This is a genomic window from Fervidobacterium sp. (assembly GCF_059913585.1).
Window position 1 is genome coordinate 35,044 of the sequence record NZ_DBOLZL010000009.1, and the last position, 21,381, is coordinate 56,424.

23 protein-coding genes and 1 tRNA gene are annotated in these 21,381 nt (G+C 38.7%); 12 read left to right on the forward strand and 12 right to left on the reverse strand.

Going from position 1 to position 21,381, the window contains the following annotated elements; all coding sequences use genetic code 11:
- Positions 1 to 19 precede the first annotated feature (19 nt).
- The 6 genes from tsaD to AC3M61_RS01955 all read right to left on the reverse strand — a co-directional run bounded on the left by tsaD (position 20) and on the right by AC3M61_RS01955 (position 6,099).
- Positions 20 to 1,039 carry a tRNA (adenosine(37)-N6)-threonylcarbamoyltransferase complex transferase subunit TsaD gene (tsaD, locus tag AC3M61_RS01930; RefSeq protein ID WP_500779259.1) on the reverse strand — a complete coding sequence of 340 codons (1,020 nt, stop codon included), beginning with the start codon at positions 1,037 to 1,039 and terminating at the stop codon, positions 20 to 22.
- Between the two features lie 52 nt (positions 1,040 to 1,091).
- Positions 1,092 to 2,324 carry an ATP-dependent Clp protease ATP-binding subunit ClpX gene (gene clpX, locus AC3M61_RS01935; RefSeq protein ID WP_500779260.1) on the reverse strand — a complete coding sequence of 411 codons (1,233 nt, stop codon included), beginning with the start codon at positions 2,322 to 2,324 and terminating at the stop codon, positions 1,092 to 1,094.
- Positions 2,325 to 2,557: 233 nt separating this feature from the next.
- Positions 2,558 to 4,369: a glutamine--fructose-6-phosphate transaminase (isomerizing) gene (gene glmS, locus AC3M61_RS01940; protein WP_500779261.1), complete on the reverse strand. Its 1,812-nt coding sequence runs from the start codon at positions 4,367 to 4,369 to the stop codon at positions 2,558 to 2,560.
- Positions 4,370 to 4,373: 4 nt separating this feature from the next.
- Entirely contained in the window at positions 4,374 to 5,375 is a 1,002-nt protein-coding gene (plsX, locus tag AC3M61_RS01945) for a phosphate acyltransferase PlsX (RefSeq protein WP_500779262.1), read from the reverse strand.
- A complete protein-coding gene (rpmF, locus tag AC3M61_RS01950) occupies positions 5,372 to 5,554 on the reverse strand; it encodes a 50S ribosomal protein L32 (RefSeq protein WP_014451598.1) in 183 nt (60 codons plus the stop codon). The genes plsX and rpmF overlap by 4 nt, the downstream gene beginning before the upstream one ends.
- Before the next feature lie 2 nt (positions 5,555 to 5,556).
- Positions 5,557 to 6,099 (reverse strand): YceD family protein, encoded by a 543-nt coding sequence (locus AC3M61_RS01955; RefSeq protein ID WP_500779263.1) that lies wholly within the window; start codon positions 6,097 to 6,099, stop codon positions 5,557 to 5,559.
- 127 nt (positions 6,100 to 6,226) lie between these two features.
- Here AC3M61_RS01955 and fliF point away from each other — a divergent pair, with 127 nt between their 5' ends.
- The 12 genes from fliF to AC3M61_RS02015 all read left to right on the forward strand — a co-directional run bounded on the left by fliF (position 6,227) and on the right by AC3M61_RS02015 (position 18,761).
- Positions 6,227 to 7,834: a flagellar basal-body MS-ring/collar protein FliF gene (fliF, locus tag AC3M61_RS01960; RefSeq protein WP_500779264.1), complete on the forward strand. Its 1,608-nt coding sequence runs from the start codon at positions 6,227 to 6,229 to the stop codon at positions 7,832 to 7,834.
- Between the two features lie 4 nt (positions 7,835 to 7,838).
- The gene (fliG, locus tag AC3M61_RS01965) at positions 7,839 to 8,843 is read left to right on the forward strand and encodes a flagellar motor switch protein FliG (RefSeq protein ID WP_500779265.1); all 1,005 of its coding nucleotides are present in this window, start codon (positions 7,839 to 7,841) and stop codon (positions 8,841 to 8,843) included.
- Between the two features lie 66 nt (positions 8,844 to 8,909).
- Positions 8,910 to 9,479 (forward strand): 3'-5' exonuclease, encoded by a 570-nt coding sequence (locus AC3M61_RS01970; RefSeq protein ID WP_500779266.1) that lies wholly within the window; start codon positions 8,910 to 8,912, stop codon positions 9,477 to 9,479.
- Positions 9,479 to 10,717 carry a PhoH family protein gene (locus tag AC3M61_RS01975; protein ID WP_500779267.1) on the forward strand — a complete coding sequence of 413 codons (1,239 nt, stop codon included), beginning with the start codon at positions 9,479 to 9,481 and terminating at the stop codon, positions 10,715 to 10,717. Before AC3M61_RS01970 ends, AC3M61_RS01975 begins: the two co-directional genes overlap by 1 nt.
- A 35-nt stretch (positions 10,718 to 10,752) precedes the next feature.
- Complete coding sequence (locus tag AC3M61_RS01980; protein ID WP_500779268.1) at positions 10,753 to 11,301, forward strand: hypothetical protein; 549 nt, start codon at positions 10,753 to 10,755, stop codon at positions 11,299 to 11,301.
- Entirely contained in the window at positions 11,292 to 13,751 is a 2,460-nt protein-coding gene (locus AC3M61_RS01985; protein WP_500779269.1) for an ATP-binding protein, read from the forward strand. The genes AC3M61_RS01980 and AC3M61_RS01985 overlap by 10 nt, the downstream gene beginning before the upstream one ends.
- 3 nt (positions 13,752 to 13,754) lie before the next feature.
- Positions 13,755 to 14,459: a UMP kinase gene (pyrH, locus tag AC3M61_RS01990; RefSeq protein ID WP_448379387.1), complete on the forward strand. Its 705-nt coding sequence runs from the start codon at positions 13,755 to 13,757 to the stop codon at positions 14,457 to 14,459.
- A gap of 42 nt (positions 14,460 to 14,501) precedes the next feature.
- Entirely contained in the window at positions 14,502 to 15,314 is an 813-nt protein-coding gene (locus AC3M61_RS01995; RefSeq protein WP_500779270.1) for a GTPase, read from the forward strand.
- Positions 15,307 to 15,774, forward strand: a complete 468-nt coding sequence (locus AC3M61_RS02000; protein WP_500779271.1) for a chemotaxis protein CheX — start codon at positions 15,307 to 15,309, stop codon at positions 15,772 to 15,774. The genes AC3M61_RS01995 and AC3M61_RS02000 overlap by 8 nt, the downstream gene beginning before the upstream one ends.
- A gap of 7 nt (positions 15,775 to 15,781) precedes the next feature.
- Positions 15,782 to 16,516, forward strand: coding sequence for a 5'-methylthioadenosine/S-adenosylhomocysteine nucleosidase (mtnN, locus tag AC3M61_RS02005; RefSeq protein ID WP_500779272.1), 735 nt, complete (start codon positions 15,782 to 15,784; stop codon positions 16,514 to 16,516).
- A 26-nt stretch (positions 16,517 to 16,542) separates the two neighbouring features.
- Positions 16,543 to 17,490: an RluA family pseudouridine synthase gene (locus AC3M61_RS02010; RefSeq protein WP_500779273.1), complete on the forward strand. Its 948-nt coding sequence runs from the start codon at positions 16,543 to 16,545 to the stop codon at positions 17,488 to 17,490.
- 2 nt (positions 17,491 to 17,492) lie between these two features.
- Positions 17,493 to 18,761 carry a DUF5693 family protein gene (locus AC3M61_RS02015; RefSeq protein WP_500779274.1) on the forward strand — a complete coding sequence of 423 codons (1,269 nt, stop codon included), beginning with the start codon at positions 17,493 to 17,495 and terminating at the stop codon, positions 18,759 to 18,761.
- A 61-nt stretch (positions 18,762 to 18,822) separates the two neighbouring features.
- Here AC3M61_RS02015 and AC3M61_RS02020 read toward each other — a convergent pair.
- From AC3M61_RS02020 to AC3M61_RS02045, 6 genes are all read right to left on the reverse strand, one after another.
- Positions 18,823 to 18,897, reverse strand: a tRNA-Val gene (locus AC3M61_RS02020).
- Positions 18,898 to 19,010: 113 nt separating this feature from the next.
- Entirely contained in the window at positions 19,011 to 19,466 is a 456-nt protein-coding gene (locus AC3M61_RS02025) for a chemotaxis protein CheW (RefSeq protein WP_500779275.1), read from the reverse strand.
- 74 nt (positions 19,467 to 19,540) lie between these two features.
- Positions 19,541 to 19,747 (reverse strand): hypothetical protein, encoded by a 207-nt coding sequence (locus AC3M61_RS02030; RefSeq protein ID WP_500779276.1) that lies wholly within the window; start codon positions 19,745 to 19,747, stop codon positions 19,541 to 19,543.
- A 44-nt stretch (positions 19,748 to 19,791) separates the two neighbouring features.
- Positions 19,792 to 20,199: a flagellar export chaperone FliS gene (gene fliS / locus AC3M61_RS02035; RefSeq protein WP_014451582.1), complete on the reverse strand. Its 408-nt coding sequence runs from the start codon at positions 20,197 to 20,199 to the stop codon at positions 19,792 to 19,794.
- Between the two features lie 46 nt (positions 20,200 to 20,245).
- Positions 20,246 to 20,839, reverse strand: a complete 594-nt coding sequence (locus tag AC3M61_RS02040) for a DUF8042 domain-containing protein (RefSeq protein WP_500779277.1) — start codon at positions 20,837 to 20,839, stop codon at positions 20,246 to 20,248.
- The gene (locus tag AC3M61_RS02045; RefSeq protein WP_500779278.1) at positions 20,839 to 21,375 is read right to left on the reverse strand and encodes an NUDIX domain-containing protein; all 537 of its coding nucleotides are present in this window, start codon (positions 21,373 to 21,375) and stop codon (positions 20,839 to 20,841) included. Before AC3M61_RS02045 ends, AC3M61_RS02040 begins: the two co-directional genes overlap by 1 nt.
- Positions 21,376 to 21,381 lie beyond the last annotated feature (6 nt).

The window sequence follows — 21,381 nt, forward strand, 5'->3', positions numbered from 1 at the left end:
GTATCACCACTACTTAGGATTAAGAGCTGACAATAATTTCATTCATCTCAAATAAATTTGGAACGGGCTCAAGCATCAATCCATCGTCGATACCTTTTTTCAACAGCTCCATCCCAGCCCTTGCTATCATGGCTGCGTTGTCTGAGCAAAATTCAAGAGGAGGTATATAAAACTCAATCTCAGAAGCATATTCGTTTAATTTTTCCCTCAACCTGCTGTTTGCAGCAACCCCACCAGCCAAGACTATTTTATCCACATTGTTGTCCTTTGCCGCTTTTGTTACTTTGTAAAGCAACACATCTATCATCGCTTCCTGGGCACTTGCTGCAAGGTCGTTGATTGGTAGTTCAGAAACACCGCTTTCTTTGAGTTTCTTAATCTCATAGAGCACTGCGGTCTTAAGTCCAGAAAAACTGAAATCGTAGTCTGCATCGTACATCTTTGGCCTTGGAAAGTGGAAAGCCTTAGGATTCCCCAATTTCGCAGCTCTATCGATTTCGGGACCACCGGGATAACCCAAATTTAAAAGTCTTGCTATTTTGTCGAAAGCTTCACCAACAGCATCATCAACACTTCTACCAATGAGTTTTATGTTTGAGTCATTTTCAACTTTCAGTATGAGTGTATGACCACCTGAAACCATAAGAACAATGTATGGAGGTTTTAGCTCAGAATATGCTAAATAATTTGCATAAACATGTCCAACTATGTGGTTTACCCCAACAAGTTTTTTATTGTATCTCAGTGCCAATCCCTTAGCGAACGATACACCGACAAGTAAAGCACCTATAAGTCCCGGTCCTTTTGTGACGGCGATACCGTCTATTTGCGAAATATCCACCTGGGTTTCAGATAACAATTGATTAAAAAGAGCGGGGAGCTTTTTTAAATGCTCCCTCGCTGCTATTTCTGGCACAACTCCACCAAACTTTTTGTGCGTAAGTATCTGTGAATAAACAAGATTTGCTATAACTTTGTTGTCTTCAACCAAAGCAATTGATGTCTCGTCACAGCTTGTCTCAATCCCAAGTACTATCATCTACAACACCTTCGTCTTGTTTAAGCTTGAGCATGTATTTGTTGAAAGTTGATTAAGCCGATTCTTTCATGTATATCTTTGGTCGTTCGCGCTTAGTGACGCATTCTTCGGTCACGACAACCTTTTCAACGGCTTTCAAATCAGGAATATCGAACATGATATCTATCATAACCTCTTCGAATACACTCTTGAGAGCCCTTGCTCCTGTGCCACGTCTCAGAGCTTCTTTGGCTATGGCATACAATGCACTCTCCTCAACTTCCAGTTCAACACCGTCTATCTCAAAGAGTTTTTTGTATTGTTTGAGAACTGCGTTCTTCGGTTCTTTGAGTATCCTGACTAAGTCATCGACGGTCAAATCATCAAGTGTCCCGATTACTGGGAATCTTCCAACAAACTCTGGCATTAGACCGTACTGGACCAAATCATCAGGGGTGACGTGTCTTAAGATTTCACCAAGTCTCATCTGCTCTTTACTTTTCACAGGTGCGTTGAAACCAATCGCACTACCTTCTATCCTTCTTTTGATTATTTCATCTAGCCCATCGAATGCTCCACCAACGATGAAGAGGATGTTTGTCGTATCCACTTTGATAAATTCTTGGTATGGGTGCTTTCTTCCTCCCTGTGGTGGCACGTTAGCTATCGTTCCTTCAACGATTTTCAACAATCCTTTCTGGACACCTTCACCACTTACGTCTCTTGTTATCGAAGGATTCGGAGACTTCCTTGCTATTTTGTCGATTTCATCGATATATATGATACCGTACTGTGCACGCTCAACATCAAAATTCGTGACTTCAAGTAATCTAAGAACTACGTTTTCAACATCCTCACCAACGTAACCTGCCTCTGTAAGGGGTGTGGCATCGGCTATAGCAAAAGGCACATCGAGTATCTTTGCAAGAATTCTTGCCATAAGTGTTTTTCCACTACCTGTTGGACCGATAAGAATTATGTTTGATTTCTCAATCTCTACGTCTGACGTATCTTTGCCAAAGAACACACGTTTGTAGTGGTTATAAACCGCTACTGAGAGTATTCTCTTAACTCGCTCTTGACCGATAACGTATTTGTCGAGCTCGCTTTTTATCTGTGAGGGGGTTGGTAGTTCCTTTCTGTCTCTTGAGCCAAAGCTTGTTGGTTTTATCTTCTTATCGCTCTGAAGGATATCGTGGAATAACTCGACACACTCGCTACAAATATAGACGTTTCCGGGTCCTGCGATAAGCTTTTCTACTTTATCCGCTGCTCGTCCACAAAATGAACAAAACTTTTGTGCCATACTTTACCTCCCTGTGCTCTGTTATATTCTTCGGTTCGGTTTTAACGTGCATTAACCTTTTTAACCTGCACGCTCTTTTTTATTATATACCAAAAAGTGTTTTTTACAAAGCAAATTAAGTTAAGAGTATATAAACTTTATGTTTTTTGACAAAAAGAGGGGACATAATAATTTCATCCCCTCTTAATTTTTCCACGGTGTTATGTTTTTCTTTGTCAGAATACGAACCTGTGTTATTCTACGGTAACGCTCTTTGCCAAATTCCTGGGTTTATCTGGGTCATAACCGCGTTTGTCGGCAATGTAGTAAGCGAACAGTTGGATTACAGGTGCAAAAATCAAAGGATAGAGGTCTTCATGTGCTTCTGGGACGTAGATGACATCATGTGCAATTTTCTTTATTTCTTCGTCTCCTTGAGTTGCAACTGCTATTATTTTTGCGTTTCTTGCCCTTGTTTCTTCGATATTACTTCGCATCTTTTCATAGAGGCTGTCTTTTGGCGCAAAGGCAAAGACTGGGAATTTTGGGTCCAAAAGTGCAATCGGTCCGTGTTTTAGCTCGCCAGCTGGATAACCAACCGCATTTATATAACTAATTTCTTTTAGTTTAAGTGCACCTTCAAGTGCCGTTGCGGTATTTATGCCTCTGCCTATGTACATGAAGTGATGGTAATTTTTGTAATTATCTGATACATTTTCTATTTCTTTGTTTGAGATTATTCCTTTAAGGGTTTTTGGTGAGTCGACAATTTGTTTGACGATTTCGCTGTGTTCCTGGTTCCAAAGACCTCGCTTTTTAATTATGTACAAACCAAGTAAATAAAGTAATACAAGCTGATTTACGTAAGTTTTCGATGCTGCAACTCCAATCTCCGGACCTGCATTCATATACAAGGTTACGTCGCTTTCTCTTGTAATTGTCGAGCCTACAACATTTGAAATAGCGATAACCTTTCCTCCGGCCTTTTTTACAGCTCTAACACTCTCAAGTGTGTCAGCTGTTTCTCCTGATTGAGAAATGGCGATTGTTATAGTATCTTCAGTGATTCTAATAGGTCTGTATCTGAATTCGGAAGCCACATCTATAAGGACGTCAACATCTAGGTATTTTTCGGCAAAGTATTTGAAAACAAGACCTGCGTGATAGCTCGTTCCACACGCAACAAGAAGTATCCTTTTTACTCTTTCTAAGTTGAATTCATCAAGTTCATGTAAGCTGGGAGTGTAGTTAGAATCTATTCTTCCAACAAGAGCACTTTCTATAGCTTCTGGAATCTCGTGGATTTCTTTTAACATAAAATGTTTGAATCCACCCTTTTCCGCTGCCGATTCATCCCATGTGATGTGTGTATGTTTTCTAATGAGTGTGTTCCCTGAAAAGTCAGTGATTTTTATTTTATTACCCTCGATGTAGACCACGTCTCCATCCTCGAGGAATATAACATCGCGTGTGTATTTGATTATTGGTGTGACATCTGATGCCAAAACACAGTATTTGTCGTTGCAACCAACTACAAGTGGACTACCTTTTCTTGCCCCAACCATGACGTTTGGAATATCAGAATGGATAACAGCAATTGCAAAGGCGCCTTTCAGGATTTTTAAAGTGTCCAAAACTGCTTGGAATAAGTTACCTTTGAAGTTCTCTTCAATTAAGTGGCTGATGACTTCTGTGTCAGTTTCTGATTTAAATTTATGGCCCCTTTTTATAAGTTCCGCTTTTAGTTCTTGATAGTTTTCAATGATTCCATTATGAACAACTGCAATTTTTCCACTGCAATCCGTGTGTGGGTGCGCGTTTGTGTCGTTAGGCGCACCATGTGTTGCCCATCGAGTATGCGCTATACCGCTTTTTATTACTTTTTCTTCTTCAATGACATGTTTTAGTGAGTCAACACGACCAACACTTTTTGTAACAATCAGTTGACTACCGTTCGTCGCTGCTATACCAGCGGAATCATAGCCCCTGTATTCCAATTTTTTCAGACCTTCTATGAGTTCGGCCACTTTGAATTCATGTCCAATGATGCCAACTATTCCACACATAAACTTATTTCCACCTCGCTAATTGAGCTTCCAAGTTTTTAATTAATTCTTTTTCGACACCTTGAGTTGCAACTTTTAGTGCATTCTTAATAGCGACTCTATCAGAATTACCGTGAGCTTTTACAACTATCCCATTGACTCCCAAGAAGAACGTCCCACCGTATGTTCTAGGATCCAACCTTTCTTTTAACTTTTTCAGTACTCTGGAAAAAATAAGCGCACCTATGATACCATCTATGCTTTTCTTTGCCTCATCTTTTATTGTTTGAGAGATTAGTTTTGCAACACCCTCCATTGTTTTCATCGCAACGTTTCCTGTAAAACCGTCGGTAACTACGACATCAACAGTTCCAAGATTTATGTCGTTCCCCTCAACATTTCCGTGGAACATAGGACCTAATTTTTCTTTCAGCATTTGATAAGCCAATTTATGCATATCTGTTCCCTTGTTTTCTTCAGTTCCAACGTTTAACAGTCCAACTTTAGGTGAATGTTTGCCAAGTATTCTTGCATATTCAACACCCATTGCTGCAAATTGAATCAAATAATCTGGGCGCACTTCTGCATTTGCACCACCGTCTATCAAGACTGTAAACCCGTTGAGAGAAGGAATAGGAACAGCTAACGCAGGGCGGTCTATTCCTTCAATCCTCCCGACAACAAGGGTTGCACAAGCTAACAATGCTCCTGTGTTTCCTGCACTGACAAAAGCGTCCACCTTGCGTTCTTTTAGTAACTGAGCACCAACATACATCGAACTTTCTTTTCTTCGTAGGGCTTCAGTAGGTTTTATGTCCATTGGTAAGTAGTCTTTGACTATTTCCAACGTGAAATAATCCGCCAGTTTATGATTTTTCAAGTCAGATACAGCATCTTCCGTTCCAATAAGCACTAGGTGAACTTTTTTCTTATAACTTTTAATCTCTTCCGCAAACATTAAAGCGCCGGCTTTTATTTCTTCCGGCGCTTTGTCTCCACCCATTACATCCAATGCTACTCGTATCATTTCGCTACCTCAAACACCTGCTTCTTTCCGTAGTAACCGCAGTTTAAGCAAACTCTGTGTGGTTGTTTTGGTGCTCCACAATTTGGACAAGTTGTTACTGCGACACTGAAGGCTCTGTAAATCTTTGCCCTTTTGTGATGTGTTCTGCTTCTTGAACGTTTCTGCTTTGGTACAGCCATACTTATCCCTCCTGTGTATGCTTTATTTTCAGTAATTTTGCGAATCTTGGGTCTACCTGTTCTTCCTCCATAGCCTTACATGTGTGGTTTGGTTCTTCGTTTAAATCCGCACCACAATATGGACATAGACCTTTGCAATCCGGACTACAAACAAAAACATCAGGCGCACTACTGACTATCCCTTCTACGATGCGTTCTTCCAGGTCAATTATATCACCAGTCAACAATATTTCGTTAGCCAAATCTTTCAGTTCTTCATTTTTTGAAAGTGGTTTCTTCTCAAAAGTATACACCGCTTCTATGATTCCGTCAATGTACATTTCTGAAAGTTTTAAACATCTGTCGCATGGTCTTTCGACATACCCGCGTGCATAGCCACCAAGTAATATCTTGTTGTCAGCATATGTAAGGACCATTTTTACTTTGAATCCGCCATGCAAAACCTTATACGTTCCAGTGTGTAGTTCAATGAATTCCGGAGCGTATGTCCCTTCAACAACTTTTCGGCGTTCTTTTATTAAATCTTTCACATTGACTTTCCACATTGCAATCACCTCAAAACTTTGGTATTATAATTATAGTACCTTTTTTCGTTTTGTTAATACAAAAATCTTTACTTTAGTGTAAATTTTCGTCGATTGTATGGTATAATCTTTCTTTGGTGGTGAATCCATGGAATGGTTTAGAAAATTTTTGGACTGGTTTTCCAAGATACCTCAAAGGTGGAAAGAAGCACCAAAATCGCAAAAGTTAATAATTGTTATGGTAGCCGTTTCTGTTATAATGGCTATTATTTTACTTGCTATAATAAATGCTCCTAAGTATGTCTTGTTACTCACCACAAAGACAGAAGAAGATGCAGGTCCTATCTTGCAACAACTAGAATCTTTGGGCATTCCGTATAAAGTAGAAGCTGGAAACAAGATATTGATACCTTCAAATTACAATGTTTACGAAGTGCGTATGCGATTAGCGTCAGCTGGTGTGCTTGCAGGAACGTCTCGAGGATTCGAAATTCTAGACCAAAACAATCTTGGTGCAACAAGTTTTGATAAGCAAGTTAGATACCAGATAGCTCTTCAGGGAGAATTGGAAAGAACTATCTCTACAATTCAAGGTGTAGATGGTGCAAGGGTAGTTTTAACTCTACCAAAGTACACTTACTACGTCCGAGGAGAAATGTCAGAACCAAGGGCTTCCGTAATGGTAGTTATGAAACCTGGACAGTCCTTAACGAAAGAACAAGTGAAAGGTATAGTTTCGTTAGTTCAGGGTGCTGTCGAAGGAATCAAACCTGAGAATATCAGGGTTATAGATCAAACCGGTCGAGATTTGACAACGCTCTTAAATTTGGATACATCAACAGCATTGGCTTCGACAAAGATGGAGCTTAAGGTGAGCTTGGAAAATTACTACAAGCAGAAAATAAAAGTCCCTCTTGAGAACGTTTTTGGACCAGGACGTGTAGAAGTTATACCGGACATTAAGTTGAACTGGGAAAAGATAGAAAAGCAAATAACAACCTATACAGCACCGAACAAAAAGGAAGGATTGGTGAGAAGTAAAGAAACTGAGCAAGAGTATTCAACCAGTCAACCAACGTCAGGAGGTCCTGTGGGGACGGAATCGAACATCCCACCAACAACTTATGAGTCTACATCTCCTACAACCCAAGGGTATTACCAAAAAAGCCACGAAATAGTCAATTACGAACTGAACCAGATTGTCGAGAATATTGTGAAAAACTCCGAGGGTGAGATAGAGAACATAACACTCTCCGTTATAATTGACTCTTCCTCTACGGTTCTCGAGAGGACATCAAAAGACCAAGTTGAAAAACTTATCAGTTCGGTAATTCAAAAAAGCATAGACGCAAATACTCCAGAAGGTTCAGTAACTTACGCTGTTGCGTTCCTACCGTTCAGTAGGGAATTTGAACAAGAATTCTACAAGCAGGTGCAAGCAACTACGGAACTGCAAAAGTTACGAACCAGGTTGGTTCTCCTGATGCTTGCATCTGTGCTAATATTCTTTGCAACTTACCTTGGATTAATACAGTTCAAGAAAGTGAAAGCGAGAAAGTTGATGGAGCAAAGATACAGGGCTTTACAGGAAGAGGCTCAAAGAACATTGGAAGCAATTACGGAAGAAGAAATGCCAGCTGGTGCGGAGGAAGAAGCGCTTTTGGAACAACTCAAAGCTTATTTGCAACAAGTTGCTGATACCTCTCCTGAAGATGTGGCTACGGTTTTAAAAGTTTGGATATCTGAGAAAGGATGAGATTATGGCTGGAAAGTTGACAGGAAGGCGTAAAGCAGCCATATTGTTGGTCACTATGGGTCCTGAGAAGGCGGCAAGAGTGTTGAAAAATCTCGAAGAATCAGAAGTAGAGATGCTGACGATAGAGATTGCGAATCTTGGTAAGGTTACAAACGAAGAACGCAAGGCTGTTCTCGAAGAATTCCAGAATTTGACAAAAGCAAGAGAAATGATAATAACTGGTGGTATTGAATATGCTAAAGAAATGCTCATAAAAGCTTTTGGACCAGAAAAGGCTATGCAGATTATCGAAAGGCTTGTTTCGAACCTATCTGTGAAGCCATTCGAGTTTATGCGTAATGCTGACGTTGTGCAAATTGTTAACTTCCTACAATCAGAGCATCCCCAGACGATTGCACTGGTTCTTAGTTTTCTTGAACCTCGCGTCGCTGCACAAGTTTTAGGTGCTCTCCCTGAGAATTTGCAAATAGAAGTTATCAAGCGAATATCTCTTTTGGAACGTGCGTCTCCTGATGTTGTCAAAGAAGTTGAAAAGTTGCTTGAAAAGAAATTCGCCGGTGTTACAACTCAAACCCTTAGTGCTGTTGGTGGCCTGGATACAGCAGCCGAGATTATGAATAATCTTGATAGGTCAACTGAAAAGACCATTATGGAAAGACTAACGTACGAATCACCAGAACTTGCCGAAGAAATCAGAAGAAGGATGTTTGTCTTTGAAGATATTCTTAAACTTGACGACAGGTCTATACAGCTTGTCCTCAGGGAAGTTAACACGCAGGACCTTGCTGTAGCTCTTAAGGGTGCGTCTGAGGAACTGAAACAGAAGATATTCAATAATATGTCGAAACGTGCACAGCAGCTACTGAAAGATGAAATTGAATTCATGGGACCTGTTCGCGTAAAAGATGTTGAGGAAGCTCAACAAAAGATAATTAATATTATAAGAAGACTTGAAGAAGCGGGCGAAATTGTAATTGCAAGAGGTGGAGGAGAAGAGTTAATTACGTAAGCAATACGCTACGACATTAGTATTGAAAAGGTTGAAAAAAGCTAAAATGAAAAGGAGAACCGAGTCGTGGCATGGGATGACAATGTGTATTGCGCTGTTGATATAGAAACGACGGGAATAGACCCGTCAGGTGGGGATCGCATTATCGAAATAGCAATCGTGCCGATATACAAGGGAAAAATAGTTAAAGATTGGATTTACACATCTTTGGTTAACCCAAAGGTCAGCATTCAGACTTACGCGCAGAGCGTACACAAAATTTCGGTAAAGGACATACAAAGTGCGCCTGGATTAGAGGATGTACTGGCCGTTGTTAGAAAGTATTCCAGAGATACCGTGCTGGTCTTCCATAACGCACGTTTTGATTTGACTTTTCTCGATTACGCTGCCAAAGAAGTTGGACAGCTACCGCTGGACGTATATTACATAGATACCCTGGAAATTTCAAAAACAGTATACGGCAGGGGAAAAAAGCTGGAAACACTGGCGATAGAGATGGGAATTTCACACAAGGTCACACACAGAGCATATGATGATGCACTTGTGACTGCAAATGTGTTTATCAAGTTTTTTGATATGTTCGGCTGGGAGAGAATCCACGAATTTCTGAGGCGGTGGATGGGGAGGGAATACTAATGGTTAAGAATTACGTTTTAGACACCAATGTTTTGATACATGACCCGGAAGCTATATATTCTTTCGAGGATAATAATGTTTTCATCCCTTTGCCCGTCATAGAAGAATTAGATAAGCTCAAAAAGGAACAAGGACGAGTTGGAAAAAGCGCTCGAACAGCTATTAGGGTCTTGGAAGAACTACGAAAAAAAGGTAACCTTCACGATGGAGTTAAATTAGACAGCGGTGGCAAAGTAATAATACCGGTGCTTAGTGAGAGTGATTTTGATAGACACCAGGTGAAATTTTTATTTGAAAAGTACGTGGACAATTGGATATTAAGCTACGCGATGTTTCTAAAAACCACAAGAACAGAACCCACGATAATAGTATCAAAAGACATAAGCTTACGTTTAAAGGCACTGGCTCTTGGTTTACAAGCGGAAGACTATCTTACGGACAAGAGCGATTTATCTCTTTTGCCACTAGGATATGTTTCTGTTGGTTCTTTAAAAGAGCTGAACGTAGAAAAACTTTATGTTAACGAATACGTTGAAAGCAAAGAAGGTTTCTTCAGGTTCGATGGTCAAGATTTTGTGCAGATAAATCTTAAATCAAAAGTGTTTGGTATCAGCCCTAGAAACAAAGAACAGCTCTTTGCTTTAGACGCACTATTAGAGGACGATATAAAGCTAGTGTCATTGATTGGTATAGCAGGAACTGGAAAAACATTCCTCGCACTTGCTGCTGCACTTCAAAAGACTCTTGTGGAAGGTTTGTATGAACGAATAATAGTTGCAAGGCCGTTAATACCAATGGGTGGTAAGGACATAGGGTATCTACCTGGCGCGCTTGAGGAAAAGATTTCTCCTTGGATGAGTGGTGTTATGGACAACCTTGAGTATTTGTGTAGATTGAACAATGTTAGTTTAAAAGAAGTTATGAAGAAAGAAATTGTTGAGCTTGAGGCACTAACGTACATAAGAGGAAGGTCTATCCCAAACCAGTTTATAATCATCGACGAGGCTCAAAACTTAACCCCTTTGGAGGTTAAGACTATACTAACAAGAGCAGGAGAAGGGACAAAAGTGGTTCTAACCGGTGATCCGTATCAGATAGACACTCCTTATCTTGATGAAAGTAGTAATGGGTTGGTTTACGCTGCTTCAAGGTTTCTGGGAAAACCTATCGCAGCCCATATCTTTTTGAAAAAAGGTGAGAGATCCGAATTGGCAAGCCTAGCTGCTGAACTATTGTAAGTATAAACAAAATAGTCCGTTGGGAGGAATAAAAAGTGGTTGTCGAGGTCAACAACATCTCTCTTTTTGAGCATTACGAAGGATTTTCCGGATTTCAAGAACAGATATTTCAGTGCAAATTGAAATTCTTGGTCCAGCTTGCGAAGATGTACCCAAACTCGAAGTTCGTGTTCTACAACGCCCTCGGTCGCTTCGGACTTCTGGAAGAAGTATATAAAATCCTAGAAAATATCTTCGAAAACTTCGAAATCGATTTGGAAAAAAAGTTCCTCGATTTCAACAGCACTCCTATTAACAATCTCCCCCATGTTCGTATTGACGGAAAGGTAACAGCTATTGATTCTGTTGAAACAATAGGTTTGGTTAAAGTGGAAAGCGAAGCCACTATTAAATGTGACTACACTACATGTTTATATTTGCTCGAAAACCTTACGGAAAAAGATTTGGAAGATAAGTTTAAAGGATTTAAAGTAGAAATCCTTCCCAAGAGTTTCTTTGAATCCGAATTGATTAACTCTTTGAAAACTGCTAATCAACGTTACGTTGTGCTGAAACTCATTCGAGGTGAAGAAATATGCTTATAAAAAAAGCCCACATAGACGGTTTCGGAAAATTCGTTAACGCCTCATTCAAGTTTGGACCGGGGCTGAACATCGTCTTTGGACCTAACGAGAGTGGTAAAACCACTTTAGCAAGGTTTTTGTTATACACGCTTGGTAAACCTAGCAACGAAGCGCTCAAATACAGACCGTGGGGACATAACATTTTTGGCGGATATTTAGAAACATCCGATGGGAAGTATGTGTTTGGTGAAGACACAGCAGAAGTGCCAAAGTACGATATCAGCTTGCTCGAAAGTATAGCGTTTATAATGGAAGATGACGAGCTTGAAGCTGTAAAAGTTGACAGAGGTATCTTGGAAAGTACACTTAAGAAAAAGACCGAGAAAACATCTGAAGGACGTATCCTAAGAGAGGCAATAAAGAGAATTCAAACACTAGATATGAACAAATGTTTGTTAGCAATCTCGGAAGAGATTCGTAAAACGGAGGAAATGATATCGGTTGTTGAGGAAAAGATAAATAAGAAGAATACATTTTTTGTGAAGATAAAAAATGTTGAGACGCGAATAAAAGACTTGCAAGAACAGATTAATGCCTCAGAAAGCAATTTGGAAGAACTCAGGAATGCAAAAAAATCCGAACTTGAGACAAAAATATCGCAACTTAAAAGGAACATAGAGGCCATAGAAACAGAACTAACGAAGTATCTATGGATTGAATCATTAGACACTGCTGTTGTCGATGAAGCTCAGAACCTTATTTACAAATTAAATTCCATAAAGGCTCGTTTGGAAGCTTTGGAAACAGAGCAAGAAAAATTGAAGGAAGTACTTCAAAAGAAAGATAGGGATATTGAGGAAAAGCTTAAACAACTTGGAGCATCTTCAGTCGACGATTTAGAAAGCGTTGGTTTACGCTTGAAACATCTTTCGTTGCTTACCAAGATGTACAACGAAAGGGTGGGAAACGTTGTTGATGAGGACCCACTCTGGAAGTTATTTCTTGAAAATGAGAACATTTTAGAACAGGCGGAAGAAGAGGAACAAAGATACAAGGAAACTATAAACGAAATAGAATCTACTAAACTGAGCCTGCAAAACGAAATAGAGAGAAATGAGCAGACAGCTAAATATTCGAAAGATTTGTCAGTAGTTTCAGCAAGTGCGGGTTTTGTTTTGTTTGTTCTTGGACTTCTTTTTAAAGGAATATCACTCTTCATGTATACTCCTGCCGTAGTGTTCTTAGCATTAGCCGTCTTCCTCATGTTCAATTGGAAAAGAAAGATGGCTTCCGTAGAGGTCCTTCAAGAACGCTTAGTTGAAGTGTCAATGAAACAGCCACAGCAACCCTCCGTTTGGAAAGTGCTTGCAAATTATGGCATAACCAACATTAAGCAACTGAGAAAAAAATATACGGAGTTTTTAGAATGGAAGGCACAGAATATAGAGAGACAAAGGTTGCTCAATGAACTGAAAGATATCGAGCAGGAAGTTATCAAAGAACTTTCAAAGTTTGGTGTCACAGGTGCAGCACAGATGATAGTTTCCGCTGTTGAAAATTTGCAAAGAACATTTGGAGAAGTTCAAGAGTTACTTTACGAAAAGGAATCGCTCGAGAGAAGATTATCCCAACTTCGTGGGGAATATTTGTCTGTTCAAAGAGAATATAAGACTATAGCCGAGAATTTGGACGAGATTTTAAGTAAATTTGGCATAACCAAGGAACAGGTTGAAACTTTTAAATCTCACTTTGAACACTATCAAGAATTAAAGAATGCTAAAAAAACGTTAAGTGTTGAATTGCAAAAAGTCATTGAAGAGAGAGAAAATGAGGACCTTGATACTTCCATAAATCAAACGAAAGCTCTACTTCGTGAACTTTATTCTACTAAAGATGCCCTTTTGAACGAGCTCAAAGAGATGAAAAAACTTTATGATAGTATAGAAGTTGACTTCAAACAACTCCAGGCGTTGTTTGAAAAATTGGACGAGTTTAAGTTGAAGGCGAAGATAATATCGAACTTGATTAACGAAATACCAAAGATAAGTAAGTTCCTCAACGAAAGGCTTGCAAATTTTATCGAAAGTTACCATAAAATATTCAGCGACGAATTTGCAAGACTCTTTACGAAGGTTTCCGGTGCCGAGAAGAATTTTGTCATATTGCCAGATTTGTCTGTGAGACTGGTTGTTGAAGGAGATATGAAGGACCCTGACGAGTTTTTAAGCGGTTCCACGAAGGACTTATTGATATTCTGCATTAAAAATGCTCTTTATAAGACATTCTATGATGGTAGTTTGCCTTTGGTTATAGATAACACCTTGATCCGTTTGGATGACGATAGATTGAAAAGAGTGTGTGAATACTTAAACGAAGAGTCGGAACTGAGGCAGATAATATTGATGACAAGTGATAGAAGGGTGCTCGAATTTTTCAGAGATAAAAAGAACGTCATACTCTTGGAGGGATGATGAATGTACAAACGAGTTCTTCTCAAGCTAAGTGGTGAGGTACTCAGTGGAGAAGCACAGAAAGGCTTTAGCGAAGAGCATGTCAATTATCTTATCAGGGAGATAAAGAAAGTTTCTGAATATGGAGTGAAACTGGGAATTGTGATTGGTGCGGGCAATCTTTTTAGGGGAAGGGATTTCGAAGGTGTAAGACCAACGATATCAGACCAGATTGGAATGTTAGGTACGGTAATTAACGCACTATATTTGAAAGATAGATTTGAGAATGCAGGTATCAGAACCGTGGTGGTTTCTCAAATTGTTACCCTACCAAGTGTAAAATTTATAAACTACGACGACATTGACCTTTATTTTGATGCGGGGTATATCGTTATTTTTGCTGGTGGAACAAGTAACCCATTCTTTACGACCGACACTGGAGCTGCACTCAGGGCGGTTGAGATGAAAGCGGAATTGTTGATAAAAGGTACGAAGGTTTCAGGAATTTACGACAAAGACCCGAAGATATACAACGATGCTGTAAAATATAATGTAATAACCTACGATGAGGCCATCGAGAAGGATTTAAAAATCATGGACACGGAAGCATTTTCTATCTGCAAACGCTATCAAATGAAAATCCTTGTTATGAACTTTTTCGAGGACAATAACTTACTTAGGGCTATCCGTGGTGAAAATGTAGGTACCCTCGTTGTCCCAAATAAGTAGATAAGTAAGCGATGAGATTATAGAAAATGGAGGTTTAAGTAAGTGAGCAATCAGTCTGGTGAACATGTCAGAGCTTGGTATCCGGGTCACGTTCAAAAAGCTAAAAGACAAATCAGAGAAAATCTGAAAAAGATAGATATCGTTGTTATTGTGCTTGATGCACGCGCACCTGTTGCAACCACGAGTTTTGAGATGAAAATTTTCAAAGATAAGCAGCGTGTCTTTTTGCTTAATAAAACAGACTTAGCGGATTCCGAATACAATAAGAAATGGGCTTGTGAAATAGCAAAGTTATATCCGACCCTTCTTGTTAATAAGGATACGAAAAGAAAAGAACTGCTGACATTTCTAAAATCTATTCCCACAAAGTATGCGAATCCAAGGATAGCAGTTGTTGGAGTTCCGAATGTTGGAAAATCAACAATAATAAATAAGATACTTGGCAGGCACAAAGCAAAAACAGGAGCCCAGCCTGGTATTACTCGTGGTGTCCAATGGGTCAATGTCGAAGGGTTTACGGTTTTGGATTCACCTGGGATATTGTATTCAGAGATATTTTCAAAGGATATAGCAGCAAAACTGCTGCTTATAGGTTCTTTACCTATTGAAAACGTTGATGATGAAATCTTTGATTACGCTTTTAAAATTTATGCTTCTGCAGCAGGGGTTCAGAAAGATATCGTTCAATTTCTGGAGGAATACGGACGTTCTCGAGGTCTTTTGAAAAAAGGTGGACAAGTTGATTATGAAAAAGCAAAGACCCTCTTTTTCAAAGAAGTTTCAGAGGGTAAGCATGGTAAGTTAACGTATGATATTGAGTTTGAAAAGTTTTGGGAGGTGTTGAAAAATGGTTGATGTGAGGATTGTTAACTCAGTTTTGGCAGCAGCACAGGGAACTTACGAGGCTGTCTTGCAAATGCAAGCACAATTTGGTAAACCTCAAGCTGTAAAAGATATAACTCCAAAGTACAACATAGTTACAGTGATTGGTTTTCTCGGTGACATAGAGGGAAACTTTGTTTACGCATTTAATGAAGAAACTGCTCTAGGAATTGTCTCAAAAATGATGGGAATGGAATACAACACTCTTGATGAACTTTCGCTGAGTGCTATAGGCGAACTAGGTAACATGACTTCTGGAAGCATTGCTATGAACCTTGAAAAGCTTGGATACAAAATCGATATCACACCTCCAACGGTGATTACCGGTAAGGACATGAAAATTACTGCGGAAGGTTTGATAATAAAACTCCCAGTTAGTTTGTTCGTTGCCGAAGATGTGGAGCTCCACATAGCTATTAGGGGCGGAAAATAAAGGCTTGATGGAAGGATTAGATTCAGTAGGTCAAAGGGATTATCAGAAACCGGACCTAAAATTTTTAGGTCAGTTGTTTGTTGAGGTGATTTTTATGGTTGTTGTTACCGGTGTTTTGAAAGAAGAGATAATTGGAGTTTTTCGAGAAATGCTACCCCTACTTGAAAATGGTGAGCTTGTGAAGAGAAATTTTTCAAGGGGAATTGTCGGAGGTAACGAAGTAGTCACAATATATGGTTTTGTTGGTAAAGTTGAGAGTGCTATGATAGCTCAAGCCATAATTGATAGATTTAGACCCAGCTACATAATTCATTGTGGTTCTGCCGGAGCGATTCACCCGGAGTTGAAAATTGGAGATTTAGTTTGTGGTAGTGTTTTCTACGAACATGATTTTCAAGCTTCTAATCCAATTGGGATAGAAAGCTCTTCGAAACTTTTGGAAAAGATTGCGGATGTTTACGACAAGATAAATTTCGGACCTATCGTAAGTGGAGACCTTATAGTTAGTGATAAGGACCTCAAAAGAAAACTATTTGAAAAATACGGAGCATTTGCTGTTGATATGGACAGTGCCGCAATAGCGAAAGTATGCCATCAAAACGGTGTGGAATTCTGTGCTCTAAAGGTTATAGTTGACACGAGTGAAGAACACGCACAAATTGAATACGAACAAAATTTCAGGAAGTTTTCAAGTTTACCATCAACAATAATTTCCGAACTGCTCGATAAACATCTATTGTAACTGTGTAGAGAGGAGCAAATGAAAACATGGGAAATGGAACCCAAAAAGATGGCTTACCAGACGTCGCAGTAAAGAACTCATGGATAGTAAACGAAGATAACTACTACTCAAGAATCGATAAATTTTTGAGGAATGTCCTGAAAAACGTGCCTTTGAGTGCAATATACAAACTCATAAGAACTGGGAAAGTTTATCTTAATGAGAAAAGGGTTAAAGAACCTTCTGTGAAGATAGAAATTGGAGATAGGATAGAAATCAGAAACGAGGATTTGTCCAAATATACACGTGAATATAAAGAAATCAAACCAGCGAAAATGAACTTAGATATCATATTCGAAGACGAAAACATTATAGCTATCAATAAACCAGCCGGTGTTTCTGTACACCCTGGAAAGAATGTTCATAAACCCTCTTTGATAGAAGGTTTAAAGTATTATGGCACGACAAAAGGGTTTGAACCTTTTCTTGTGCATAGGTTGGACAAAGAAACTTCAGGTGTCATGGTTGTTGCAAAAAGCAGGCAAGTAGCAAGAGAACTCAGTGAAATGATTTCGTCTCGTGATGTGGAGAAGAATTACGCGGCTTTGGTGTTTGGCTCCCCAAAGGCTATGACAATAGACCTGCCAATTGACGACCAGGAAGCACTTACTCATATAAGACCAGTCCGTAAATTTACGACCAAACTCGATGGAAAAGATATCAATTTAACGTTACTTGATGTGAAGATAGAAACTGGAAGGAAACATCAAATACGAAAACATCTTTCGATGAAAGGGTTTCCAATAGTCTGTGACAACGATTATGGTGATTTTAGATTGAACAGAGCCTTTTCAAAAAAGTACGGTTTGAAAAGGCACTTTTTGCATTGCAAAGAGATGGTTTTTGATTTTCATGGGAAACATTATAGATTTGAAGCATCCCTGAGCCAAGATTTAAAAACCGTTCTGAAACTTTTGGAAGCGGAAGGTGATTAGTTTTGAAACTTCCATTATTTGCAAAAAATGAGACTTATATTAATATAATTCTCACTGTCTTTACCCTTGTTCTATCGGTATTTATATTTGTCAGGATACCGAATGATAGAAATAACTTAACCGTTTCCGTTTTTTTTGATGATGACCCATCAATATTGTTTTATACTGGAAGTGAAGAAATTAATGATGAGGCAAAAATTATCATACCATTGGAAGGGATTAAAGAAAGAACAGAAGAGTTTCATAAGAAGATAGGAACCAGGTACGTAGGAATTATGGAGTTTTACGGGGACACAGAGTTTGTCAGAAATTTTTACAAAGCAACAGGCTACAAAAAAATTGTCAAAGTTCATTACGTGAAGCCAAAAGAGCTGTCCAGATATAACTCTTATTCACTCTTCAAACGACTCTGGCGAGCAGTGATGGAAAGAAGTATTGATGTCATCGTTTTACCAAAATCACAAATCACAAAAGAAGCTTTAGAATTGTTTGGTGATTTTTTCCAGGTGCAGTCAGGAATCCCGATGCCTGATAACACAAACTGGAATGCAAAAATCTCAGGAATACTTCTGGGTGTATTTGTTGCTCTTCAAGCACCTTTTACAATTCTTGGATTCGCACTTTTCAAACAATACTGGCTCTTTGTTTCAATCGTCAGCATTTTTGGAACGTTAGCTGCTTACTTTTCATCCAATAACCGATTTACAAGAGTATCAAATGTTTTTATACTAGGATTACTCACTAACTTTTCGCTATATTCATTCGAGTATTTGAACGACTTGGAAGTCTATAGGGGTGTTAAAGTCTCCCTCGTGATGTTACCATTATTGGTTGGATTACTTACATTTAGAGAACTTTATCAAAAAAGTTCGATTAAACGTTGGCATATTGTTACCACAGGTATCGTTGGTGGAATTGCTATAGTGTATATGCTTATGCGTAGCGGTAATTACGGCTATGTCCTTGACCTTGAGGAAAAGATACGTCTTACGCTCGAGAACTTATTTATAATAAGACCAAGGATAAAAGAACTCCTGTTTTTACCAATGTTTTTTATCGCTGGTGATATCGAGAATGAATTTATTAGTGGCATATTAACATTCTTTGGGACGTTCGGGTTCATATCTATTTTTAATTCGTTCTGTCACATAAAAGCCCCAATTTATATAGTATTTTATAGAGAAATTACAACAATCCTTGTTGCATTGGTTATTTATCTTATCTTCTCTGTGATGAGAAACCTTTGGCTCGTGTGGACAAACAAAAAATGAAGAAAACGAATAAAAACGCATGAATAGAAAAAGAGCGGCTTTAAGCCGCTCTTTTTGATAGTGGTGGGTGTGGTAGGAATTGAACCTACGACCCCTTCCTCGTGAGGGAAGTGCTCTTCCACTGAGCTACACACCCATTTTTATTTCTGAAATGTGCATGATAGATTTTATCATATCTTTGTATTTTTTCAAGTCCTGGGCTAAACCAAAAAGAATTTTGAGATATTTAAGATAATAAATTAGAATGCTTTATCCTATATTTGCCAAAGCAATTTTTTCTTCGGTTGTTAACAAGTTATCAACTTCAAGGGTTAACACCATCTCGTTTTCCAACTTTATAACACCCGATATGAATTTTGCACCAGCCATTCCTGCTACATGTGCAGGAGGTTCATCAATCATATCCTCGGTGACCGTTAACACTTCTCTGACATCGTCTACAAGTAACCCGACCTTCTTACCATTTTCAAGTTTGACGACAATAATTTTAGACTTTTCTTTGTTTGCAAAGTCATCCATCAAGAACTTTTTTCTCAAATTAATAATAGGAACGATTTCTCCCATGAGATTAATAATTCCTTCCACAAAATCTGCAATGTTTGGTATTTTTGTTGTTTTTTCATACTCTTTAACACGCTCAACCTTCATGATGTTAATTGCAAAAACTTCTTCGCCTAAGTAAAAAGTAAGAAACTTGAGCTCCATAGATTCACCCCCAAGTTTTCTGTTGACTGCTATTCTATTATATCATAAGTTTTACAAACAACTATAGCCTGAACTTAAATTAAAGAAAATAGAATAGAAAGTGTGAGTAGTACTCCAGCGTAAAAAAGCCAGCGAAATCCTAGAGAATTGCTTTCTTTTGATTTCTTTTCGTTCGAATTCCTAAAAGCTCTTAATCCGATTTCGAAAAATACGATAGCTACGACAAGGCTAACAACAAACCCTAAAAAAAGCACGTTTGAAAGAATATATGATATCTTCATTTTCACAACCGTCCTTTGGTATTGATAACAGGTTCTCCGGAAAATCAGTAAGTTAGATTTATCCTCGGTTTGTTAACATCTATCTGACTGGCGGTGCTTCCTGCCAATTTCATAGCTTCTCTCCAAGTTGAGAGTAAATCTTCAAGCAGCGATTTAACATCGTCAAGCATCTTCTTATCTTTTTTGATGTTTGCTTCAACTAATGTTCTGTACATGTAGTTGTAAAGTGCTCTGAGGTTTTTAGCTATTTCTCCACCTTTTTCCATATCGAGCGCCAAATTCAGCTCCATCACTATATCTTGAGCCCTAACAATCTTTGCATTCGCATTGTTATAGTCTTTTTCATCTATGTAGTTCTTTGCCTCATCTATGACACTTATTGCTTTCTGCAAGAGCAGTTCTATAAGCTTAGCAGGGCTTGCAGTTAAAACCATTTGTTCAATATAGTCCATTCACAATACCTCCCTTTTCTATTTCGTGAATTGCTCAACAACAAAATCAATTTACCTTTGCTATTGCTTCCAATACTTTTGTGAAATACTCTATATAGTAGTCTAAGACCATTGGTATTTTATTTTCTACAACATCGGAAATTTCAAAAACATCCCTTTTATCAAGCGCTTCCAACATTCCTCTGAGAATGTTCGATACTTCATTTCTATCTATTGCAAGAGCCAATTCGCTTTCGTTTAATTTCGTAATCTGATTTGTCGAACTTCTCAAGTTTTCAATCGCTGCTAAACCTTCTGATAAGTCTTTTATTGCTTTCCATCCAGCTTCATTTCCTGTTATTATGCTACTTGCTACTTGTGGCAAGAGTTCCTTAACATGTTGGATGTAACCCAGTACATCTTGTAGTGTCTCTTTTAAAAAAGAAACCGCATCTTGCGTCTCAATTTCTATTAGTAATTCTTCATCTAACTTTGCGCTTTTGAGTTCCTCTACGTAAGCAACAGGAATTTCTTTGCCATTAATCTTCAAACTTTTCAAAACTTTCCCTTCAGTGACGATAGTTTTGAGTAAAGCGTTGAAGTTCTCAAAGTCCTGTGCGTTAAAAAGTTTTTCTTCGCCGTTTACGACAACTTTTACCATCACTTTTCACCTCTTAACTTAAAATATGCTCGCATGACTCCAGCAACTGTTTTGGCATCCGTTATCTCCCCATTTATACATTTCTTCACAACTGTATCAAAATCCTCAATTCGAACTTCGAGAATTTCATCTTCATCTGGGTTAGAGTTTCCGGGAACTAAATCCTGCGCTAGGTATAGATGGATAATCTCGTTGGAAAAACCAGGTGTTGTGTAGATGTATCCCAGATATGTGTATTTTCTTGCTGTGTAACCTGTTTCTTCCCAGAGTTCGCGCTTAGCACATTCCAAAGCATCTTCACCTGGTTTATCAAATTTTCCAGCAGGAATTTCCAATAGCTTTTGTTTTATCGGATACCGATATTGTTCAACCAGGATAATCTTTCCATCACTTGTTATTGGAACGACTGCTACGGCACCGGGGTGTAGTACGTGCTCACGAATACTCATGGCGCCGTTTTCCAAAAGTACCTCATCTCTTAGAACTGTTAATAGCATACCGTTGAATACTACCTCTGTTGTTATCGTCTTTTCCATAGCTTT

Coding starts and splice junctions, on each gene's coding strand:
- tsaD (WP_500779259.1), bottom strand. CDS start 1,039: ATGATAGTACTTGGGATTGAGACAAGCTGTGACGAGACATCAATTGCT.
- clpX (WP_500779260.1), bottom strand. CDS start 2,324: ATGGCACAAAAGTTTTGTTCATTTTGTGGACGAGCAGCGGATAAAGTA.
- glmS (WP_500779261.1), bottom strand. CDS start 4,369: ATGTGTGGAATAGTTGGCATCATTGGACATGAATTCAAAGTGGCCGAA.
- plsX (WP_500779262.1), bottom strand. CDS start 5,375: ATGATACGAGTAGCATTGGATGTAATGGGTGGAGACAAAGCGCCGGAA.
- rpmF (WP_014451598.1), bottom strand. CDS start 5,554: ATGGCTGTACCAAAGCAGAAACGTTCAAGAAGCAGAACACATCACAAA.
- AC3M61_RS01955 (WP_500779263.1), bottom strand. CDS start 6,099: ATGTGGAAAGTCAATGTGAAAGATTTAATAAAAGAACGCCGAAAAGTT.
- fliF (WP_500779264.1), top strand. CDS start 6,227: ATGGAATGGTTTAGAAAATTTTTGGACTGGTTTTCCAAGATACCTCAA.
- fliG (WP_500779265.1), top strand. CDS start 7,839: ATGGCTGGAAAGTTGACAGGAAGGCGTAAAGCAGCCATATTGTTGGTC.
- AC3M61_RS01975 (WP_500779267.1), top strand. CDS start 9,479: ATGGTTAAGAATTACGTTTTAGACACCAATGTTTTGATACATGACCCG.
- AC3M61_RS01985 (WP_500779269.1), top strand. CDS start 11,292: ATGCTTATAAAAAAAGCCCACATAGACGGTTTCGGAAAATTCGTTAAC.
- pyrH (WP_448379387.1), top strand. CDS start 13,755: ATGTACAAACGAGTTCTTCTCAAGCTAAGTGGTGAGGTACTCAGTGGA.
- AC3M61_RS02000 (WP_500779271.1), top strand. CDS start 15,307: ATGGTTGATGTGAGGATTGTTAACTCAGTTTTGGCAGCAGCACAGGGA.
- mtnN (WP_500779272.1), top strand. CDS start 15,782: ATGGAAGGATTAGATTCAGTAGGTCAAAGGGATTATCAGAAACCGGAC.
- AC3M61_RS02010 (WP_500779273.1), top strand. CDS start 16,543: ATGGGAAATGGAACCCAAAAAGATGGCTTACCAGACGTCGCAGTAAAG.
- AC3M61_RS02025 (WP_500779275.1), bottom strand. CDS start 19,466: ATGGAGCTCAAGTTTCTTACTTTTTACTTAGGCGAAGAAGTTTTTGCA.
- AC3M61_RS02030 (WP_500779276.1), bottom strand. CDS start 19,747: ATGAAGATATCATATATTCTTTCAAACGTGCTTTTTTTAGGGTTTGTT.
- fliS (WP_014451582.1), bottom strand. CDS start 20,199: ATGGACTATATTGAACAAATGGTTTTAACTGCAAGCCCTGCTAAGCTT.
- AC3M61_RS02040 (WP_500779277.1), bottom strand. CDS start 20,839: ATGGTAAAAGTTGTCGTAAACGGCGAAGAAAAACTTTTTAACGCACAG.
- AC3M61_RS02045 (WP_500779278.1), bottom strand. CDS start 21,375: ATGGAAAAGACGATAACAACAGAGGTAGTATTCAACGGTATGCTATTA.